This is a genomic window from Erwinia papayae (assembly GCF_058241465.1).
The window spans coordinates 653352-671578 of the sequence record NZ_JBZCHT010000013.1 but is presented as its reverse complement, the minus strand read 5'-3'; the positions used below and the strand labels follow the sequence as shown (position 1 = coordinate 671578).

Below are 18227 nucleotides of genomic sequence, written 5' to 3'. Positions count from 1 at the left end.
CATGTTGCAGCCTGAAAGATAAAGGGATATGCCGAGTTTCGCCTGAAAGCATCATTCGGTTCGGTTGCTCACATTTTTGTGGGCAAAATAGTTTCTGATTTATTGTGGCAGGTTGGTTTATGAGTGCTAATACCGAAGCTCAAGGGAGCGGGCGCGGCCTGGAAGCAGTTAAATGGCTGGTTGTTGCGATACTGCTGATTGCGGCTATCGTTGGCAACTATTTTTACCGTGAAATTACTCTCCCGCTGCGTGCGCTGGCCGTGGTTGTCCTGATTGCCGCAGCAGGTGGCATCGCACTACTGACAGCAAAAGGCAAGTCAACGCTGGCATTCGCGCGTGAAGCGCGCACTGAAGTTCGCAAGGTCATTTGGCCTACTCGCCAGGAAACGTTGCATACCACGTTAATCGTTGCCGCGGTCACTGCCGTGATGTCACTGATTCTGTGGGGGCTGGATGGCATTCTGGTCCGCCTGGTATCGTTTATTACTGGCCTGAGGTTCTGAGATGTCTGAAGCTCCAAAGAAGCGCTGGTACGTCGTTCAGGCGTTTTCCGGTTTTGAAGGCCGTGTAGCGCAGTCGTTACGCGAGCATATCAAGTTACATAACATGGAAGAACTTTTTGGCGAAGTCATGGTGCCAACCGAAGAAGTGGTTGAAATCCGTGGTGGTCAGCGTCGGAAAAGCGAGCGCAAGTTCTTCCCTGGCTACGTTCTGGTCCAGATGGTGATGAACGATGCAAGCTGGCATTTAGTGCGCAGTGTGCCCCGTGTCATGGGCTTCATCGGTGGGACCTCCGATCGCCCCGCACCTATCAGCGATAAAGAAGTCGACGCGATCATGAACCGCCTGCAACAGGTTGGCGATAAACCACGTCCGAAAACGTTGTTTGAACCAGGTGAAATGGTCCGCGTCAATGACGGTCCATTTGCTGATTTCAACGGCGTGGTGGAAGAGGTGGATTACGAGAAAAGCCGCCTCAAGGTTTCTGTTTCTATATTTGGCCGTGCGACGCCGGTTGAACTGGACTTCGGTCAGGTAGAAAAAGGCTGATAACCGGTTATTTGCTGGTGTGCGGGATTGTGAAATTGACAATCCGCGATGCGATTGAATAGCTGTTGCGAAAGGCGCGAAATTACACTACAATTTCGCGCCTTTTGTTTTTATGCGCTGTTTCATGCGTGTAAATATTAATCACGGGGAGCCTTTCAGGGCGTTTGTACCCAATAGAGGAAATATCATGGCTAAGAAAGTACAAGCCTACGTTAAGCTGCAAGTTGCAGCCGGTATGGCAAACCCAAGTCCACCAGTTGGTCCGGCACTGGGTCAGCAGGGCGTTAACATCATGGAATTCTGTAAAGCGTTCAACGCCAAAACAGAATCTCTGGAAAAAGGCCTGCCAACTCCGGTGGTGATCACCGTTTATTCTGACCGTTCTTTTACCTTTGTTACCAAAACGCCTCCGGCAGCCGTTCTGCTGAAAAAAGCGGCGGGCATCAAGTCTGGTTCCGGTAAGCCGAACAAAGAGAAAGTAGGTAAAGTTACACGTGATCAGTTACGTGAAATCGCAGCCACTAAAGCTGCGGACATGACTGGTGCTGACGTTGAAGCGATGACTCGCTCAATTGAAGGTACTGCTCGTTCCATGGGCCTGGTAGTAGAGGACTAAGAAATGGCTAAGCTGACCAAGCGCATGCGCGTGATCCGTGACAAAGTTGATTCAACTAAACAGTATGACATCAACGAAGCTGTTGCTCTGCTGAAGGAACTGGCCATGGCCAAATTCGTAGAAAGCGTTGACGTAGCAGTTAACCTGGGCATCGACGCTCGTAAATCCGATCAGAACGTTCGCGGTGCAACTGTACTGCCGCACGGTACTGGCCGTTCTGTTCGCGTTGCCGTATTTACTCAGGGTGCAAACGCAGAAGCTGCTAAAGCAGCCGGTGCTGAGCTGGTAGGTATGGAAGATCTGGCTGAACAGATCAAAAAAGGCGAAATGAACTTTGACGTCGTTATCGCATCTCCTGATGCAATGCGCGTTGTTGGCCAGTTGGGCCAGGTTCTGGGTCCACGCGGCCTGATGCCAAACCCGAAAGTGGGTACTGTAACTCCTAACGTTGCTGAAGCAGTTAAAAACGCTAAAGCGGGCCAGGTTCGTTACCGTAACGACAAGAACGGCATCATCCATACCACCATTGGTAAGGTTGATTTCGATTCAGACAAACTGAAAGAAAACCTGGAGTCTCTGCTGGTTGCACTGAAAAAAGCAAAACCTTCTCAGGCTAAAGGCGTTTACATCAAGAAAGTTAGCATCTCCACCACTATGGGTGCAGGCGTTGCGATTGATCAGGCAGGCCTGAGCGCAGCGGCTAACTAATCTGCTTTACCTGGGCGTCAGTTTCGACTAGAATCTTTCGCCCATTGTTCTGTTAACATGCAGAACCTCTAATCGATGTTGTCCAGTATCGGTTCGAGTGACAAATAAAAGCTGTTCAAGTCAGTCGGATTGAGACAAGGCGGCCAGTGAGCGAGTCGGCAGGAGCATAGCAAGCTATGTGACTGTTGCGAGCGAAAGCAGCCAACGCCGTATCGGTTCGAGTGACGCAGAACAGAAAGAATTTTCGGTTGGAGCCTGGCCTTATCCAGGCCTCCGTCCAAGACCGCAGGTGTGGGACCGCAAGGTCATGCTTAATTTCCTGCGTAGACGGTGACAGAACCTGAAGAATATTTTTATAGTCTTTGCTGGATTCTGCTCACCGTGTTTAGCGCCTGCCTCGGGAAACTGAGGTCAGGTGATGTGAGTTCCGGGGAAATTCATCTCCGGCCAAAATCCAGGAGCAAAAGCTAATGGCATTAAATCTTCAAGACAAACAAGCGATTGTTGCTGAAGTCAGCGAAGTAGCCAAAGGCGCGCTGTCTGCGGTAGTTGCGGATTCTCGTGGCGTAACCGTAGATAAAATGACCGAACTGCGTAAAGCAGGTCGTGAAGCTGGCGTATACATGCGTGTTGTTCGTAACACCCTGCTGCGCCGCGTCGTTGAAGGAACTCAGTTTGAGATCCTGAAAGACACGTTTGTTGGTCCGACCCTGATTGCATACTCTATGGAACACCCGGGCGCTGCTGCTCGTCTGTTCAAAGAGTTCGCGAAAGCGAATGCAAAATTTGAGGTCAAAGCTGCGGCCTTTGAAGGTGAGCTGATCAGTGCGGCCAATATTGACCGTCTGGCAACGCTGCCGACTTACGAAGAAGCGCTGGCACGTCTGATGTCGACCATGAAAGAAGCCGCTGCAGGCAAACTGGTCCGTACTCTGGCAGCCGTTCGCGACGCCAAAGAAGCTGCTTAATCGCACTTCCTTGTCTGTTGCACTCTAAGCACACACTATTTCTGATTTACAGGAACAATTGTTATGTCTATCACTAAAGAGCAAATTCTGGAAGCAGTAGCGGCTATGTCTGTAATGGACGTTGTTGAGCTGGTTTCCGCTATGGAAGAAAAATTCGGTGTTTCTGCTGCTGCTGCTGTAGCTGTTGCTGCTGGCGGTCCTGCTGAAGCTGCTGAAGAAAAAACTGAGTTCGACGTTGTACTGAAAGCTATCGGCGCTAACAAAGTTGCCGTGATCAAAGCAGTACGTGGCGCAACTGGTCTGGGCCTGAAAGAAGCTAAAGATCTGGTTGAGTCTGCACCTGCTGCCCTGAAAGAAGGCATCAGCAAAGATGACGCCGAAGCTCTGAAGAAAGCACTGGAAGAAGCTGGCGCAGAAGTTGAAGTTAAATAAGCCACGCTTTCAGGTTGCAGCCTGATTAGTCCGCAAGGATAACTCAGGCTGATGGCTGGTGACTGATTGGTCACCAGCCTTTTTGCGCTCTAAAGCGGCAATGACGTTTCACACTGTTTAGTCATTGTTTTGCTTAATATCTTTTTCTATCGACGACTTAATATACTGCTCTCCTGCCCGGTGGTCTGCTGCGGTTACGCGATGGCAATGAAATGATTTAAGAGTGATAGAAAGAGGTATTACGGAGGGGATTTCCTTCCGCGTCACAAAATAGTGTTGCATGAACTGTCCCCCCTGGACGGACAGAGAGGTTCTACTTTTCAGCGAGCTGAGGAACCCTATGGTTTACTCCTATACCGAGAAAAAACGCATTCGTAAGGATTTTGGAAAACGTCCACAAGTTCTGGATATTCCTTATCTCCTTTCTATCCAGCTTGACTCGTTCCAGAAGTTCATCGAGCAAGATCCGGAAGGTCAGTACGGTCTGGAAGCTGCTTTCCGTTCTGTATTTCCCATCCAAAGCTACAGCGGTAACTCAGAGCTACAGTATGTTAGCTACCGTCTGGGCGAGCCTGTTTTTGATGTTAAAGAGTGTCAGATTCGTGGCGTCACGTTCTCTGCACCTTTGCGCGTAAAACTGCGTCTGGTGATCTACGAGCGCGAAGCGCCGGAAGGCACGGTTAAAGACATTAAAGAACAAGAAGTTTACATGGGCGAAATTCCGCTCATGACCGATAACGGTACCTTTGTCATCAATGGTACAGAACGTGTTATCGTTTCTCAGCTGCATCGTAGTCCTGGCGTCTTCTTTGACAGCGACAAGGGTAAAACCCACTCTTCGGGTAAAGTGCTGTATAACGCACGTATTATCCCTTACCGTGGTTCCTGGCTGGACTTTGAATTCGATCCAAAAGATAACCTGTTCGTCCGTATTGACCGTCGCCGCAAGCTGCCTGCGACCATCATTCTGCGTGCGCTGAACTACACCACTGAGCAGATCCTTGACCTGTTCTTTGAAAAAGTAGTGTACGAAATCCGTGTCAATAAGTTGCAGATGGAGCTGGTGCCTGAGCGTCTGCGTGGTGAAACGGCTTCCTTCGATATCGAAGCTAACGGTAATGTCTACGTAGAAAAAGGTCGCCGCATTACGGCCCGCCACATTCGTCAGCTGGAAAAAGATGGCGTTGAGCACATCGAAGTTCCGGTTGAATACATTGCGGGTAAAGTCGTCGCTAAAGATTATATCGACGAAAACACCGGCGAATTGATCGTTGCCGCGAACATGGAACTGTCGCTGGATCTGTTGGCTAAACTGAGCCAGTCCGGTCATAAGCGTGTTGAGACGCTGTTCACCAACGATCTCGATCACGGTCCGTACATGTCCGAAACCGTACGCGTCGACCCAACCACCGATCGTCTGAGCGCGCTGGTTGAGATCTATCGCATGATGCGCCCTGGCGAACCGCCAACGCGCGAAGCGGCAGAAAACCTGTTTGAAAACCTGTTCTTCTCTGAAGACCGCTATGATCTCTCTGCGGTTGGCCGGATGAAGTTCAACCGCTCTTTGCTGCGTGATGAGATCGAAGGTTCAGGCATCCTGAGCAAAGATGACATCATCGAAGTGATGAAGAAACTCATCGGTATCCGTAACGGCATCGGCGAAGTGGATGACATAGACCACCTCGGTAACCGTCGTATCCGTTCCGTGGGTGAAATGGCTGAAAACCAGTTCCGTGTTGGGCTGGTGCGCGTTGAGCGTGCGGTGAAAGAGCGTCTTTCACTGGGCGATCTCGATACCCTGATGCCTCAGGATATGATCAATGCCAAGCCAATCTCTGCTGCGGTGAAAGAGTTCTTTGGTTCCAGCCAGCTGTCACAGTTTATGGACCAGAACAACCCACTGTCTGAGATTACGCACAAGCGTCGTATCTCGGCACTGGGCCCGGGCGGTCTGACGCGTGAGCGTGCAGGCTTTGAAGTTCGAGACGTTCACCCGACGCACTATGGTCGCGTGTGCCCAATCGAAACGCCTGAAGGTCCAAACATCGGTCTGATTAACTCCCTGTCTGTTTATGCGCAGACCAACGAGTATGGTTTCCTGGAAACCCCATACCGCCGCGTTCGCGATGGCGTGGTGACCGACGAAATTCATTACCTCTCTGCGATTGAAGAGGGGAATTACGTTATTGCGCAGGCGAACACCAACCTCGACGACGAAGGCCACTTTGTCGATGACCTGGTTACCTGCCGTAGCAAAGGCGAATCCAGTCTGTTCAGCCGCGATCAGGTTGACTACATGGACGTTTCCACTCAGCAGGTGGTTTCTGTCGGTGCGTCACTGATTCCGTTCCTTGAGCACGATGACGCCAACCGCGCATTGATGGGTGCAAACATGCAACGTCAGGCGGTTCCCACTCTGCGCGCTGACAAGCCGCTGGTTGGTACCGGTATGGAGCGCGCGGTAGCGGTTGACTCCGGTGTAACCGCGGTGGCGAAACGTGGTGGTGTTGTGCAGTATGTCGATGCTTCCCGTATTGTTATTAAAGTCAATGAAGATGAGATGTACCCGGGCGAAGCCGGTATCGACATCTACAACCTGACTAAATACACCCGTTCTAACCAGAACACCTGCATCAACCAGATGCCGTGTGTCAATCTGGGCGAACCGATTGAACGCGGTGACGTGCTGGCTGACGGTCCTTCAACGGATCTGGGCGAACTGGCTCTTGGCCAGAATATGCGCGTCGCGTTCATGCCGTGGAACGGCTACAACTTCGAAGACTCCATTTTAGTCTCCGAGCGTGTGGTGCAGGAAGATCGCTTCACCACCATCCACATTCAGGAACTGGCCTGTGTCTCCCGTGACACCAAGCTGGGGCCGGAAGAGATCACTGCTGATATCCCGAACGTAGGTGAAGCCGCGCTCTCTAAACTGGATGAGTCCGGTATTGTCTATATCGGTGCAGAAGTGACCGGTGGCGACATTCTGGTAGGTAAAGTGACGCCGAAAGGTGAAACCCAGCTGACGCCAGAAGAGAAGCTGCTGCGTGCGATCTTCGGTGAGAAAGCCTCTGACGTTAAAGACTCTTCTCTACGCGTGCCAAACGGCGTGTCAGGTACGGTTATTGACGTACAGGTCTTCACCCGCGACGGCGTGGAGAAAGACAAGCGTGCACTGGAAATCGAAGAGATGCAGCTGAAGCAGGCGAAAAAAGACCTGTCTGAAGAACTGCAAATCCTCGAAGCGGGCCTGTTCAGCCGTATCCACTACCTGCTGGTTTCCGGCGGGGTGGAAGCGGAAAAACTGGACAAACTGCCACGTGAGCGCTGGCTGGAACTGGGTCTGACCGACGAAGAGAAGCAAAACCAGCTGGAGCAGCTGGCGGAGCAGTACGACGAGCTGAAGCACGAGTTTGAGAAGAAACTCGAAGCGAAACGTCGCAAAATCACCCAGGGTGATGACCTCGCACCTGGCGTGCTGAAAATCGTCAAGGTGTACCTGGCGGTGAAACGTCAGATCCAGCCTGGTGATAAAATGGCAGGTCGCCATGGGAACAAAGGTGTTATCTCCAAGATCAACCCGATCGAAGATATGCCATACGATGAGAACGGTACGCCGGTCGATATCGTACTGAACCCGCTGGGCGTACCGTCACGTATGAACATTGGTCAGATTCTGGAAACCCACCTGGGTATGGCGGCGAAGGGCATCGGTGAGAAGATCAACGCGATGCTGAAGCAGCAGGAAGAAGTGGCCAAACTGCGTGAATTCATTCAGCGCGCCTACGACCTGGGCACCGACGTGCGTCAGAAAGTGGACCTGTCTACCTTCTCTGATGATGAAGTGATGCGCCTGGCTGAAAACCTGAAGAAAGGGATGCCAATCGCCACGCCGGTGTTTGATGGCGCAAAAGAGAGCGAGATCAAAGAGCTGTTACAGCTTGGCGGTCTGCCATCTTCTGGTCAGATTACCCTGTTCGATGGTCGTACCGGCGAGCAGTTCGAGCGTCAGGTTACCGTTGGCTACATGTACATGCTGAAACTCAACCACCTGGTAGATGACAAAATGCATGCACGTTCTACCGGTTCTTACAGCCTTGTTACTCAGCAGCCGCTGGGTGGTAAAGCGCAGTTCGGTGGACAGCGCTTCGGTGAGATGGAAGTGTGGGCACTGGAAGCATATGGTGCTGCCTACACCCTTCAGGAAATGCTGACCGTGAAGTCTGATGACGTTAACGGCCGTACCAAGATGTATAAGAACATTGTTGACGGCAACCATCAGATGGAGCCAGGCATGCCGGAATCTTTCAACGTTCTGTTGAAAGAGATCCGCTCGCTGGGTATCAACATCGAGCTGGAAGACGAGTAAACACTCGCATTTGTAATGGTTACAGCACGTCCTTCGGGGCGTGCTCAGAAGTCTCACTCCGACGGGAGCTAATCCGTGAAAGACTTTCTTAAGTTTCTGAAAGCGCAAACTAAGACCGAAGAGTTTGATGCGATCAAAATTGCGCTGGCCTCGCCAGACATGATCCGTTCCTGGTCTTTTGGTGAAGTTAAAAAGCCGGAAACCATTAACTACCGTACGTTCAAACCAGAGCGTGACGGGCTTTTCTGTGCGCGTATTTTCGGGCCAGTAAAAGATTACGAATGCCTGTGCGGTAAGTACAAGCGTTTGAAGCATCGTGGTGTGATCTGTGAGAAGTGTGGCGTTGAAGTTACACAGACCAAGGTCCGTCGTGAGCGTATGGGCCACATTGAGCTGGCTTCGCCAACGGCACACATCTGGTTCCTGAAATCGCTGCCATCCCGCATCGGTTTACTGCTGGACATGCCACTGCGTGACATCGAACGTGTACTGTACTTCGAATCTTATGTTGTTATCGAAGGCGGTATGACCAACCTCGAGCGCCGTCAGATCCTGACTGAAGAGCAGTATCTGGATGCGCTGGAAGAGTTTGGTGATGAGTTCGACGCGAAAATGGGTGCCGAAGCTATCCAGGCTCTGTTGAAAAACATGGATCTGGAGCAGGAATGCGAGCAGCTGCGTGAAGAGCTGAACGAAACCAACTCCGAAACCAAGCGTAAAAAGCTGACCAAGCGTATCAAACTGCTGGAAGCGTTCGTTCAGTCTGGTAACAAACCAGAGTGGATGATCCTGACCGTGCTGCCTGTGCTGCCGCCGGATCTGCGTCCACTGGTTCCGCTGGATGGCGGTCGCTTCGCGACAAGCGATCTGAACGATCTGTACCGTCGTGTGATCAACCGTAACAACCGTCTGAAGCGTCTGCTGGATCTGGCCGCGCCAGATATCATCGTCCGCAACGAAAAACGTATGTTGCAGGAAGCGGTTGATGCGTTGCTGGATAACGGCCGTCGTGGTCGTGCTATCACCGGTTCTAACAAACGCCCTCTGAAATCTTTGGCCGATATGATCAAAGGTAAACAGGGTCGTTTCCGTCAGAACCTGCTGGGTAAACGTGTTGACTACTCCGGCCGTTCGGTTATCACCGTGGGTCCATACCTGCGTCTGCACCAGTGTGGTCTGCCGAAGAAAATGGCACTGGAGCTGTTCAAACCCTTTATCTACGGCAAGCTGGAGCTGCGTGGCCTTGCCACCACCATCAAAGCGGCCAAGAAAATGGTTGAGCGTGAAGAAGCAGTGGTCTGGGATATCCTCGATGAAGTTATCCGCGAACACCCGGTGCTGCTGAACCGTGCGCCAACGCTGCACCGTCTGGGTATCCAGGCTTTTGAGCCAGTACTGATCGAAGGTAAAGCAATTCAGCTACACCCGCTGGTCTGTGCGGCTTATAACGCCGACTTCGATGGTGACCAGATGGCGGTTCACGTTCCGTTGACGCTGGAAGCCCAGCTGGAAGCGCGTGCGCTGATGATGTCCACCAACAACATCCTGTCGCCTGCTAACGGTGAGCCAATCATCGTTCCTTCTCAGGACGTGGTACTGGGTCTGTACTACATGACCCGCGACTGTGTTAACGCCAAAGGCGAAGGCATGGTGCTGACCGGCCCGAAAGAAGCTGAGCGTGTTTATCGCGCTGGCCTGGCCTCTCTGCATGCCCGCGTTAAGGTGCGCATCACCGAGCACGAGAAAAACGATCATGGCGACTGGGTAGCGAAAACCGGTCTGGTCGATACGACCATTGGTCGTGCCATCCTGTGGATGATCGTACCAAAAGGCCTGCCTTACTCCATCGTCAACCAGGCGCTGGGTAAGAAAGCTATCTCCAAAATGCTGAACACCTGTTACCGCATTCTGGGTCTGAAACCAACGGTTATCTTTGCTGACCAGACTATGTACACCGGCTTTGCCTATGCGGCGCGCTCTGGTGCGTCTGTGGGTATTGACGACATGGTTATCCCGGAGAAGAAAGTCGAAATTATCACCGAAGCGGAAGCGGAAGTGGCCGAGATCCAGGAGCAGTTCCAGTCTGGTCTGGTAACGGCTGGCGAACGCTATAACAAAGTGATCGATATCTGGGCTGCGGCTAACGAACGCGTTGCGAAAGCGATGATGGAGAATCTGTCCACCGAAACCGTGATCAACCGTGACGGTGAGGAAGAGCGTCAGGTCTCCTTCAACAGCATCTTTATGATGGCCGACTCCGGTGCGCGTGGTTCTGCGGCACAGATTCGTCAGCTGGCAGGTATGCGTGGTCTGATGGCGAAGCCAGATGGCTCGATCATTGAAACGCCAATTACCGCAAACTTCCGTGAAGGTCTGAACGTACTCCAGTACTTCATCTCCACGCACGGTGCGCGTAAAGGTCTGGCGGATACCGCACTGAAAACCGCGAACTCCGGTTATCTGACCCGTCGTCTGGTTGACGTGGCGCAGGACCTGGTGGTGACCGAGGACGACTGCGGCACGCACGAAGGCATCCTGATGACCCCGGTTATCGAAGGCGGCGACGTGAAAGAACCCCTGCGTGAGCGCGTACTGGGCCGTGTGACGGCTGAAGACGTACTCAAGCCGGGTACCGCAGACATCCTGCTACCACGCAACACCCTGCTGCACGAGCATCAGTGTGACCTGCTGGAAGAACACTCTGTTGACAGCCTGAAAGTGCGTTCCGTTGTAAGTTGTGAGACTGACTTCGGCGTGTGCGCCCACTGCTATGGACGCGATCTGGCGCGTGGTCACATCATCAACAAGGGTGAGGCTATCGGCGTTATTGCAGCACAGTCCATCGGTGAGCCGGGTACTCAGCTGACCATGCGTACGTTCCACATCGGTGGTGCGGCATCGCGTGCGGCAGCCGAATCCAGCATTCAGGTGAAAAACAAAGGTACGCTGAAACTGATCAACGCCAAGTCGGTAACTAACTCGGCTGGCAAGCTGGTGATCACCTCGCGTAACGTTGAACTGAAAATGATCGACGAGTTTGGTCGTACCAAAGAGAGCTATAAAGTTCCTTACGGTGCAACCATGGCGAAAGGTGACGGTCAGCAGGTGGCGGCGGGTGAAACTGTCGCAAACTGGGATCCGCACACCATGCCGGTTATCACTGAAGTGAGTGGTTTTGTTCGCTTCACCGATATGATCGACGGCCAGACCATTACCCGCCAGACGGATGACCTGACCGGTCTGTCCTCACTGGTGATCCTGGACAGTGCTGAGCGTACGTCCGGTGGTAAAGATCTGCGTCCTGCGCTGAAAATCGTTGATGCCAACGGTGATGACGTGCTGATCCCAGGTACAGATATGCCTGCTCAGTACTTCCTGCCGGGTAAAGCGATTGTGCAGCTGGAAGACGGTATCAAGATCAGTTCTGGTGACACCCTGGCGCGTGTGCCGCAGGAATCCGGCGGTACTAAAGATATTACCGGTGGTCTGCCACGCGTTGCGGATCTGTTCGAAGCCCGTCGTCCGAAAGAGCCGGCAATCCTGGCTGAAATCAGCGGCATCATTTCCTTCGGTAAAGAAACCAAAGGCAAACGTCGTCTGGTCATCACCCCGGTAGACGGTAGCGATCCATACGAAGAGATGATCCCGAAATGGCGTCAGCTGAACGTGTTCGAAGGCGAGCGCGTGGAGCGTGGTGACGTGGTTTCCGATGGCCCTGAGTCACCGCATGACATTCTGCGCCTGCGTGGCGTGCATGCTGTGACCCGTTATATCACTAACGAAGTGCAGGAAGTTTACCGTCTGCAAGGCGTTAAGATTAACGATAAGCACATCGAAGTCATCGTTCGTCAGATGCTGCGTAAAGCAACCATCGAAAGTGCAGGTAGCTCTGACTTCCTGGACGGCGAGCAGGTTGAAGTATCACGCGTTAAGATCTCTAACCGTGAGCTGGAAGCCAACGGCAAAATCGCGGCCACTTACATGCGCGATCTGCTGGGTATCACCAAAGCATCACTGGCGACCGAATCCTTCATCTCTGCGGCATCGTTCCAGGAAACGACGCGCGTACTGACCGAAGCAGCCGTTGCGGGTAAACGCGACGAACTGCGCGGCCTGAAAGAGAACGTTATCGTGGGCCGTCTGATCCCAGCCGGTACTGGTTACGCCTATCATCAGGATCGTATGCGTCGCCGTGCTGCTGGTGAAGCGCCGGTTGTGCCTCAGGTAACCGCAGATGAAGCGTCTGCCAGCCTGGCAGAACTGCTGAATGCAGGTCTGGGTGGCAACGACGATTAATCGTTGCTAATGCCCAGCATAAAAACCCCACTTCGGTGGGGTTTTTTATTGCCCGCTTAAAATCATCCACAGTCGGTGAGGTCAACAACGGCTGCTGGCTGTGTCGGTTCAACGCTGACAGACCGTCAGCGTATTTATTGCTTTCAAAGCCACCTGCCAGACAGATCGGTTTTCAGCTGCGATACCCTTTTACGACATGACTCTTTCAGCGAGATTGCAGAAAATCACCACCGTCCCGCAGGTTATCCGGTCACATCCTGTTTACGATACCGGTCCGCATCAATACCGTAGCGTTTGAGTTTGTTATACAGCGCCCCCCGCGAGAGACTGAGCGCAAAGGCCACCTGGCGCAGGTTTCCCTGTTTTTCAGCCAGACACAATTCAATTAAATGTTTTTCACCGCTCTTCAGGCTAAAAACATCAGCCGGCCTGGCGTCGGGCAGGATTTTGTTACGCAGTAAGGGTTTGACCTCATCAGGAAGATCGTGAACGTCGACGATCTGGCCCTCCATCATATTCAGCGTTCTTTCGACGATATTCTCCAGTTCACGGACATTTCCCGGCCACGAGTGCTTTTCGAGTAAATCGACAGCGGCGGCAGAGAAGCTGGCTTTATCACGCCGGAGAGAGCGACAAATTTTTTCACAGAACCAGTCAGCCAGCTCTTTAATATCTTCTCTTCTGGCGCGCAAAGGTGGAATGGTCAGACTGATAACATTCAGGCGAAAGTACAGATCCCGGCGAAATGCGCCAGACTCGACTTCTTTATTCAGGTCGCGATGGGTGGCGGCGATGATGCGCACGTCCACGTTAAGCGGACGTTTACCGCCCAGACGCGTTACCTCATTTTCCTGTAATACCCGCAGCAGGCTTGCCTGTGCTTCCAGTGGCATATCGCCAATCTCATCCAGAAACAGGGTGCCGCCATCAGCCAGTTCAAATTTGCCCGCCGCGCCGCCACGACGTGAGCTGGTAAAAGCCCCTTCCTCGTAGCCGAACAGTTCACTCTGTACCAGATCGCGCGGGATAGCGCCGCAGTTGAGGGCGAGAAAAGGTCCCTGGGCACGCGAACTGCTGTTATGAATCGACTGGGCAAACAGCTCCTTGCCGGTACCACTTTCCCCCGTCAGCAGCACCGTACTGTCGCTACGTCCCGCCGAATAAGCTTTACTGCGAATATCCTGCATGATCTGCGACTGGCCGAGGATCATATCAAAGCTGTAACTGGCGCTGCTTCCCAGCACGCGGCGGGTAATGTCTCTGGTCCGCCTGTTTTCGCGCAGCGAAATCACACGTCCTCCTTCCGGGGTAACAATGACCGAAATCAGGCAGGGAACACGTAAGCTTGGTGTCGGGCAAAATGTGATATTGCGATCCTTACAGGCAGGCAGGGCGCGCACCGTTTTTCCCTCTGGCCGCAACACCTCATCAACATTACGATCGGGCACCTCATCACCTATCATCAGAACCTGACGGGCGTAGCGATTTAACTGGCGTATTGCCCCTTGCGTATCCACCACGATCACGCCTTCGTTGAGCGATTCCATCACCGATTTTTGTTCTTCCACCATGCGGTGCAGAATTAGTTGCTGAGAAACAGCCTCGGCCGCTGCCTGCACTGTTCCCAGCGTGTGGTAATGGAAACAGTCCGGATCGGCGGTGAGTGTCAGTACGCCCAACATGTTGCCATTACCATCGTGAATCGGTGCGGCGGCACAGTGCTTGCCGCGTTCACGCAGCGTCTGCTTATAATTCTCTTCACTCAGCAGATAAACCAGCCGATTTTCTGCCAGACACCGTCCGGAGCAGTTTGTACCGAGCACATTTTCTCTCAGGATACTGCCAACGGGGGTTAGATCCTGGCCACAGAAGCACAGGGTTATTCCACTGGCATCGGTCAGATTGATATGACCATCCGGGTTATAAGCCAGTAAGTTACGCATGGTGTCACGCGCGGTTTGGATTAACAGCGCGTTGTGGCTGAGCGTACTCCGTAGTTGATCGGACGTACAAAAACTGTACTGAAAATGGCAGGGATCGATCCCCTGTTGTCGCGAACGGCCCCATGAGGCACAGATGCTGCCGCGCAGTCCTTCCGGCATTCGGCCTTCAGCGAATTCGCACCATGCTTTTCGCAAACTACGGCGATACTGACTGAAACGTTGCTGATGATTTAGCTGTGCCAGCAAGCTCCATTCCTCCTCCCACTGATGTGCATTTTCCTGATACATATTTTTCACCCTGAAAAAAAGTGGAGTGTTCATTCTATACACATGTTGAATGTACATGTCTTTATTGTGAACACTTTGTGATCGCCATCCTTTTTTTATTTCCTTTAAAAACAGCGAACTAACAGCTGGCATAGCTTTTGCTAAAGTGACAATGCCTTACCTGTACCGGATAAAAACGAAAAAAATCAACGTGGAGAAATAGTATGTCGACACGAAAACACAATGTGCCCTACATCATCTTTATTTGTGCGATTGCTTCGCTGAGTGGCGTCATATTAGGTTACGACGCTTCAGTAATCTCAGGGGTTATCGATCCCCTTACCGCACACCTTGCTTTAACCCCGGCAGAGAGCGGCTGGGCGGTATCAAACGTAATTCTTGGGTGTGTTATCGGTGCCTGGGGTGTGGGATATGTTTCTGACCGCTACGGTCGTAAATCGACACTGATTATCACCGCCATCCTGTTTGCGATTTCGGCAATCGGCGCGGCGCTGGCCTCGGGGCTGACGGAGTTTGTCATCTATCGAATGATTGGCGGTCTGGCAGTTGGGATGGCATCGGCGGTGACGCCGTTGTATATCGCGGAAGTGTCACCTAAAGATCTGCGCGGTCGGATGCTGGGAATGCAGCAAATGCTGATGGTGTCAGGCCAGGTGGTGGTTTATGTGGTGAATTTTCTCATCGCAAAAGGCATGCCGCATCAATGGCTGGTCACCACCGGCTGGCGCTGGATGCTGGCCTCCGGTCTGATACCCTGCCTGCTGTTTATGCTACTGGTGTGCTTTATGCCGGAATCTCCGCGCTGGTATGTGCTGCGTGATAAGCAGGAGAAGGCGCTGAAGGTTCTGACCCGCCTTTCCAATCCGACCCATGCGCAACGTCTGCATAGTGAAATCAGGCAGTCACTGGTGATTGCAGAACAGCCGGACGGCGTGGCGGAAAAAGGCATACTGCGCGATAAAAAAGCCACTTACATCCTGTGGATTGGCTGCGCGATTGCGGTGCTGCAACAGGTTTCGGGCATTAATATCCTGCTCTACTTCGCGCCGTCGCTGCTTCAGAACGTCACCGGTAATACTCAGGACTCCCTGTTCCAGAGTATCTTTCTTGGCCTTGCTTTGCTGGCTGGCGTCATCTTCGCCCTGTTTGCTGTCGATCGGACAGGGCGTATCCCGCTGCTGCGCTGGGGTTCGTTAGGCTGTGCGGCATGTTTATTTATCACCTCGTGGACCTTTATGCATGACATGAAAGGGTATGCCCCGGTGATTGGCCTGATCTGTTTTGTGCTGGTGTTTGGTATGTCCTGGAGTCTGGGAGCCTGGCTGCTGATCTCCGAAATCTTCCCAAACCGTATGCGTGCGGTGGCAATGGGATTTGCCTTCTGTTCGATGTGGATGTCGAACTTTATCGTGACGCAAAGCTTCCCAATGATGAATCGCAACCCCACCCTGATGGCGCATTTTAATGGTGCTTTTCCGCTGTTGCTTTGTGGTGGCTTCAGCCTGGTTGCATTTTGGTTTGTTGGACGCTTCCTTCCGGAAACCAGAGGCGTCTCTCTGGAGCACATTGAACCGCTGATGCTTTCAAAATCACGTCGCTTTGGCGGTGAACAGGCAAGGTCTGTTTCCTCCGCGTCCGTTTCAGAAAAATAAGCATTTCAACCTGACAGAAAGGAGAACGATATGTCTGTTAACAACACTGTACGCGTGGGTTTGATTGGTGCAGGACGCATGGGGAGTTTTCATGGTCAGACGGTAGCGCAAATTATTCCCGGTGCGGTTCTGGCGGCAGTCGCCGATCCGGTTCCGGGTGCAGCCGAAAAACTGGCCGCGTCACTGGGTGCGGAGAAGTCTTTTACCGATCCGGAGGCAATGCTGAATGACCCGGAAATTGACGCGGTGATCATTGCATCGCCCGCCCGCACCCATGCGGCGCTGGTGGTATCGGCGGCCAGAGCGGGCAAAAGCATTTTCTGCGAGAAACCGATGGCCATCACGCTGGAAGAGGCCGACAGCGCAATCAATGCCGCCCGATCCGCCGGTGTGGTATTACAGGTGGGGTTTAATCGCCGTTTCGTCAGTGGCTTTTCCGCAGCCAGAAAAGAAATTGCCACCGGGAAAATTGGTGTTCCGCAATTGCTGCGCTCCACCACTCGCGATCCCGCGCTGGTTGACCCTTCGCCAATCCCCCACTGGACCATCTTTCTGGAAACGCTAATCCACGATTTCGACATTTTACTGTACCTGAATCCGGGCGCAAAACCGGTCAGTGTTTACGCTATAGCCGATGCGCTGGTGCGGCCCGATTTTAAACAGCATGGCTTACTGGATACGGCAGTGGTCAATATCCATTTTGATAATGGCGCTATTGCCACGGCAGAAGCCAGTTTCCAGGCGGTTTATGGCTATGATGTGCGTGGTGAAGTCTTTGGCAGCAAGGGTATGCTTCAGGCTGGCAGCATTAATGTGAATAACTGCATACGCTATACCGCCGAGGGAATTTCCGTGGATACCGCACGTCGTGACACCGATCTGTTACGTGACGCCTATGTTGCTGAGCTGACTGACTTTGTTCGATGCGTGTCGTGTGGGGATGCACCCAACGCCAGCGGTACGGATGCGCGTAACGCACTGGAAATCGCGCTCGCCTGCATCGCGTCGGTGCAACAATCTAAACCGATTACGCTCTGAGGTCAGCTATGTCTCAATACACATTATCTGTCTGTGCCGAAATGGTATTTCTCGACCTGCCCTTTATTGAACGGGTGAGGCGCATTCACGCGCTGGGCTTTGGCGTGGAGATCTGGGGCTGGGCGCAAAAGGATATTGACGCGCTCATTCAGACCGGTGCCCGTTTTACTTCTATGACCGGTTATCTCTCCGGAAATCTGACGGAGAAAGAGGGGATCCGCGAGCTGCTCGGCAGCGCAGAAGAGTCGCTGCGGGTTGCGGAACGGCTTGGCTGTCCGTCACTCAATCTGCATGGTACGGGATTGAATAACGTTGGTTTGCCGGTAAGGCCGGTCGAGGTGGTCACTGGTGAGATGTGGCTTACGGCAAAGCAGACGTTAGATGCGCTGACTGCGTTGGGTGAAGGGGCCGGACGGGTATTCACACTGGAAAATCTGAACACCGCCGTCGACCATCCTGGTACGCCATTTGCCAGAGCAGAAGAGACGCTGGCGCTGGTCAGGGCGGTAGACAGCCCGTTTTTGAAGATGAATCTCGACATTTATCATGCCCAAATTGGCGAAGGGAATTTGTGCGAGTTGATCCGCAGAAGCAACCGTCATATTGGTGAAATTCAGGTTGCCGACGTGCCGGGACGAAAAGAACCGGGAACCGGAGAGATCAACTATCCGGCTATCGCCAGGGTACTGCGTGAAATTGACTACCGGGGTGTGGTGGCGCTGGAAGGCTGGGCATCCGCAGATGCTACCACCGCGCTAAATGCCTTCCGTACGGCCTTTTCCTGATTGAGTTTACCGGCATCGCGCTGATAAGGCGGTGCCGGTAAATCAGGCGCAATATCCGCATCCACCCAGGCTCCTTCCGCGC

General features: G+C 52.9%; 12 protein-coding genes. 11 read left to right on the top strand and 1 reads right to left on the bottom strand.

The window, feature by feature from the left end; genetic code table 11:
• The first annotated feature begins 119 nt into the window (after positions 1-119).
• The 8 genes from secE (at position 120) to rpoC (ending at position 12439) form a co-directional block, all read left to right on the top strand.
• Positions 120-503: a preprotein translocase subunit SecE gene (gene secE / locus AC3RPL_RS19250; protein ID WP_034934444.1), complete on the top strand. Its 384-nt coding sequence runs from the start codon at positions 120-122 to the stop codon at positions 501-503.
• 1 nt (position 504) lies between these two features.
• Positions 505-1050, top strand: a complete 546-nt coding sequence (nusG, locus tag AC3RPL_RS19245) for a transcription termination/antitermination protein NusG (protein ID WP_004154985.1) — start codon at positions 505-507, stop codon at positions 1048-1050.
• A gap of 187 nt (positions 1051-1237) precedes the next feature.
• On the top strand, positions 1238-1666 hold the full coding sequence (rplK, locus tag AC3RPL_RS19240; protein WP_490741185.1) for a 50S ribosomal protein L11: 429 nt from the start codon (positions 1238-1240) through the stop codon (positions 1664-1666).
• Positions 1667-1669: 3 nt separating this feature from the next.
• The gene (gene rplA / locus AC3RPL_RS19235) at positions 1670-2374 is read left to right on the top strand and encodes a 50S ribosomal protein L1 (RefSeq protein ID WP_490741184.1); all 705 of its coding nucleotides are present in this window, start codon (positions 1670-1672) and stop codon (positions 2372-2374) included.
• Between the two features lie 470 nt (positions 2375-2844).
• Entirely contained in the window at positions 2845-3342 is a 498-nt protein-coding gene (rplJ, locus tag AC3RPL_RS19230) for a 50S ribosomal protein L10 (protein ID WP_034934449.1), read from the top strand.
• A 63-nt stretch (positions 3343-3405) separates the two neighbouring features.
• On the top strand, positions 3406-3774 hold the full coding sequence (gene rplL, locus AC3RPL_RS19225) for a 50S ribosomal protein L7/L12 (protein WP_490741183.1): 369 nt from the start codon (positions 3406-3408) through the stop codon (positions 3772-3774).
• A 340-nt stretch (positions 3775-4114) separates the two neighbouring features.
• Positions 4115-8143 carry a DNA-directed RNA polymerase subunit beta gene (gene rpoB, locus AC3RPL_RS19220; RefSeq protein WP_490741182.1) on the top strand — a complete coding sequence of 1343 codons (4029 nt, stop codon included), beginning with the start codon at positions 4115-4117 and terminating at the stop codon, positions 8141-8143.
• A 75-nt stretch (positions 8144-8218) separates the two neighbouring features.
• Positions 8219-12439, top strand: a complete 4221-nt coding sequence (gene rpoC, locus AC3RPL_RS19215) for a DNA-directed RNA polymerase subunit beta' (protein ID WP_490741181.1) — start codon at positions 8219-8221, stop codon at positions 12437-12439.
• Positions 12440-12681: 242 nt separating this feature from the next.
• Here rpoC and AC3RPL_RS19210 read toward each other — a convergent pair whose 3' ends face one another.
• Positions 12682-14703, bottom strand: coding sequence for a sigma-54-dependent Fis family transcriptional regulator (locus AC3RPL_RS19210; RefSeq protein WP_490741180.1), 2022 nt, complete (start codon positions 14701-14703; stop codon positions 12682-12684).
• Between the two features lie 170 nt (positions 14704-14873).
• Between AC3RPL_RS19210 and AC3RPL_RS19205 the strand changes: the two genes are divergently transcribed.
• From AC3RPL_RS19205 to AC3RPL_RS19195, 3 genes are read left to right on the top strand one after another with little or no spacing between them, the layout of a single operon-like run.
• On the top strand, positions 14874-16322 hold the full coding sequence (locus tag AC3RPL_RS19205; RefSeq protein WP_490741179.1) for a sugar porter family MFS transporter: 1449 nt from the start codon (positions 14874-14876) through the stop codon (positions 16320-16322).
• A gap of 30 nt (positions 16323-16352) precedes the next feature.
• Positions 16353-17360: a Gfo/Idh/MocA family oxidoreductase gene (locus AC3RPL_RS19200; protein WP_490741178.1), complete on the top strand. Its 1008-nt coding sequence runs from the start codon at positions 16353-16355 to the stop codon at positions 17358-17360.
• A gap of 8 nt (positions 17361-17368) precedes the next feature.
• Positions 17369-18145, top strand: coding sequence for a TIM barrel protein (locus AC3RPL_RS19195; RefSeq protein ID WP_490741177.1), 777 nt, complete (start codon positions 17369-17371; stop codon positions 18143-18145).
• The last annotated feature ends 82 nt before the right edge of the window (positions 18146-18227 follow it).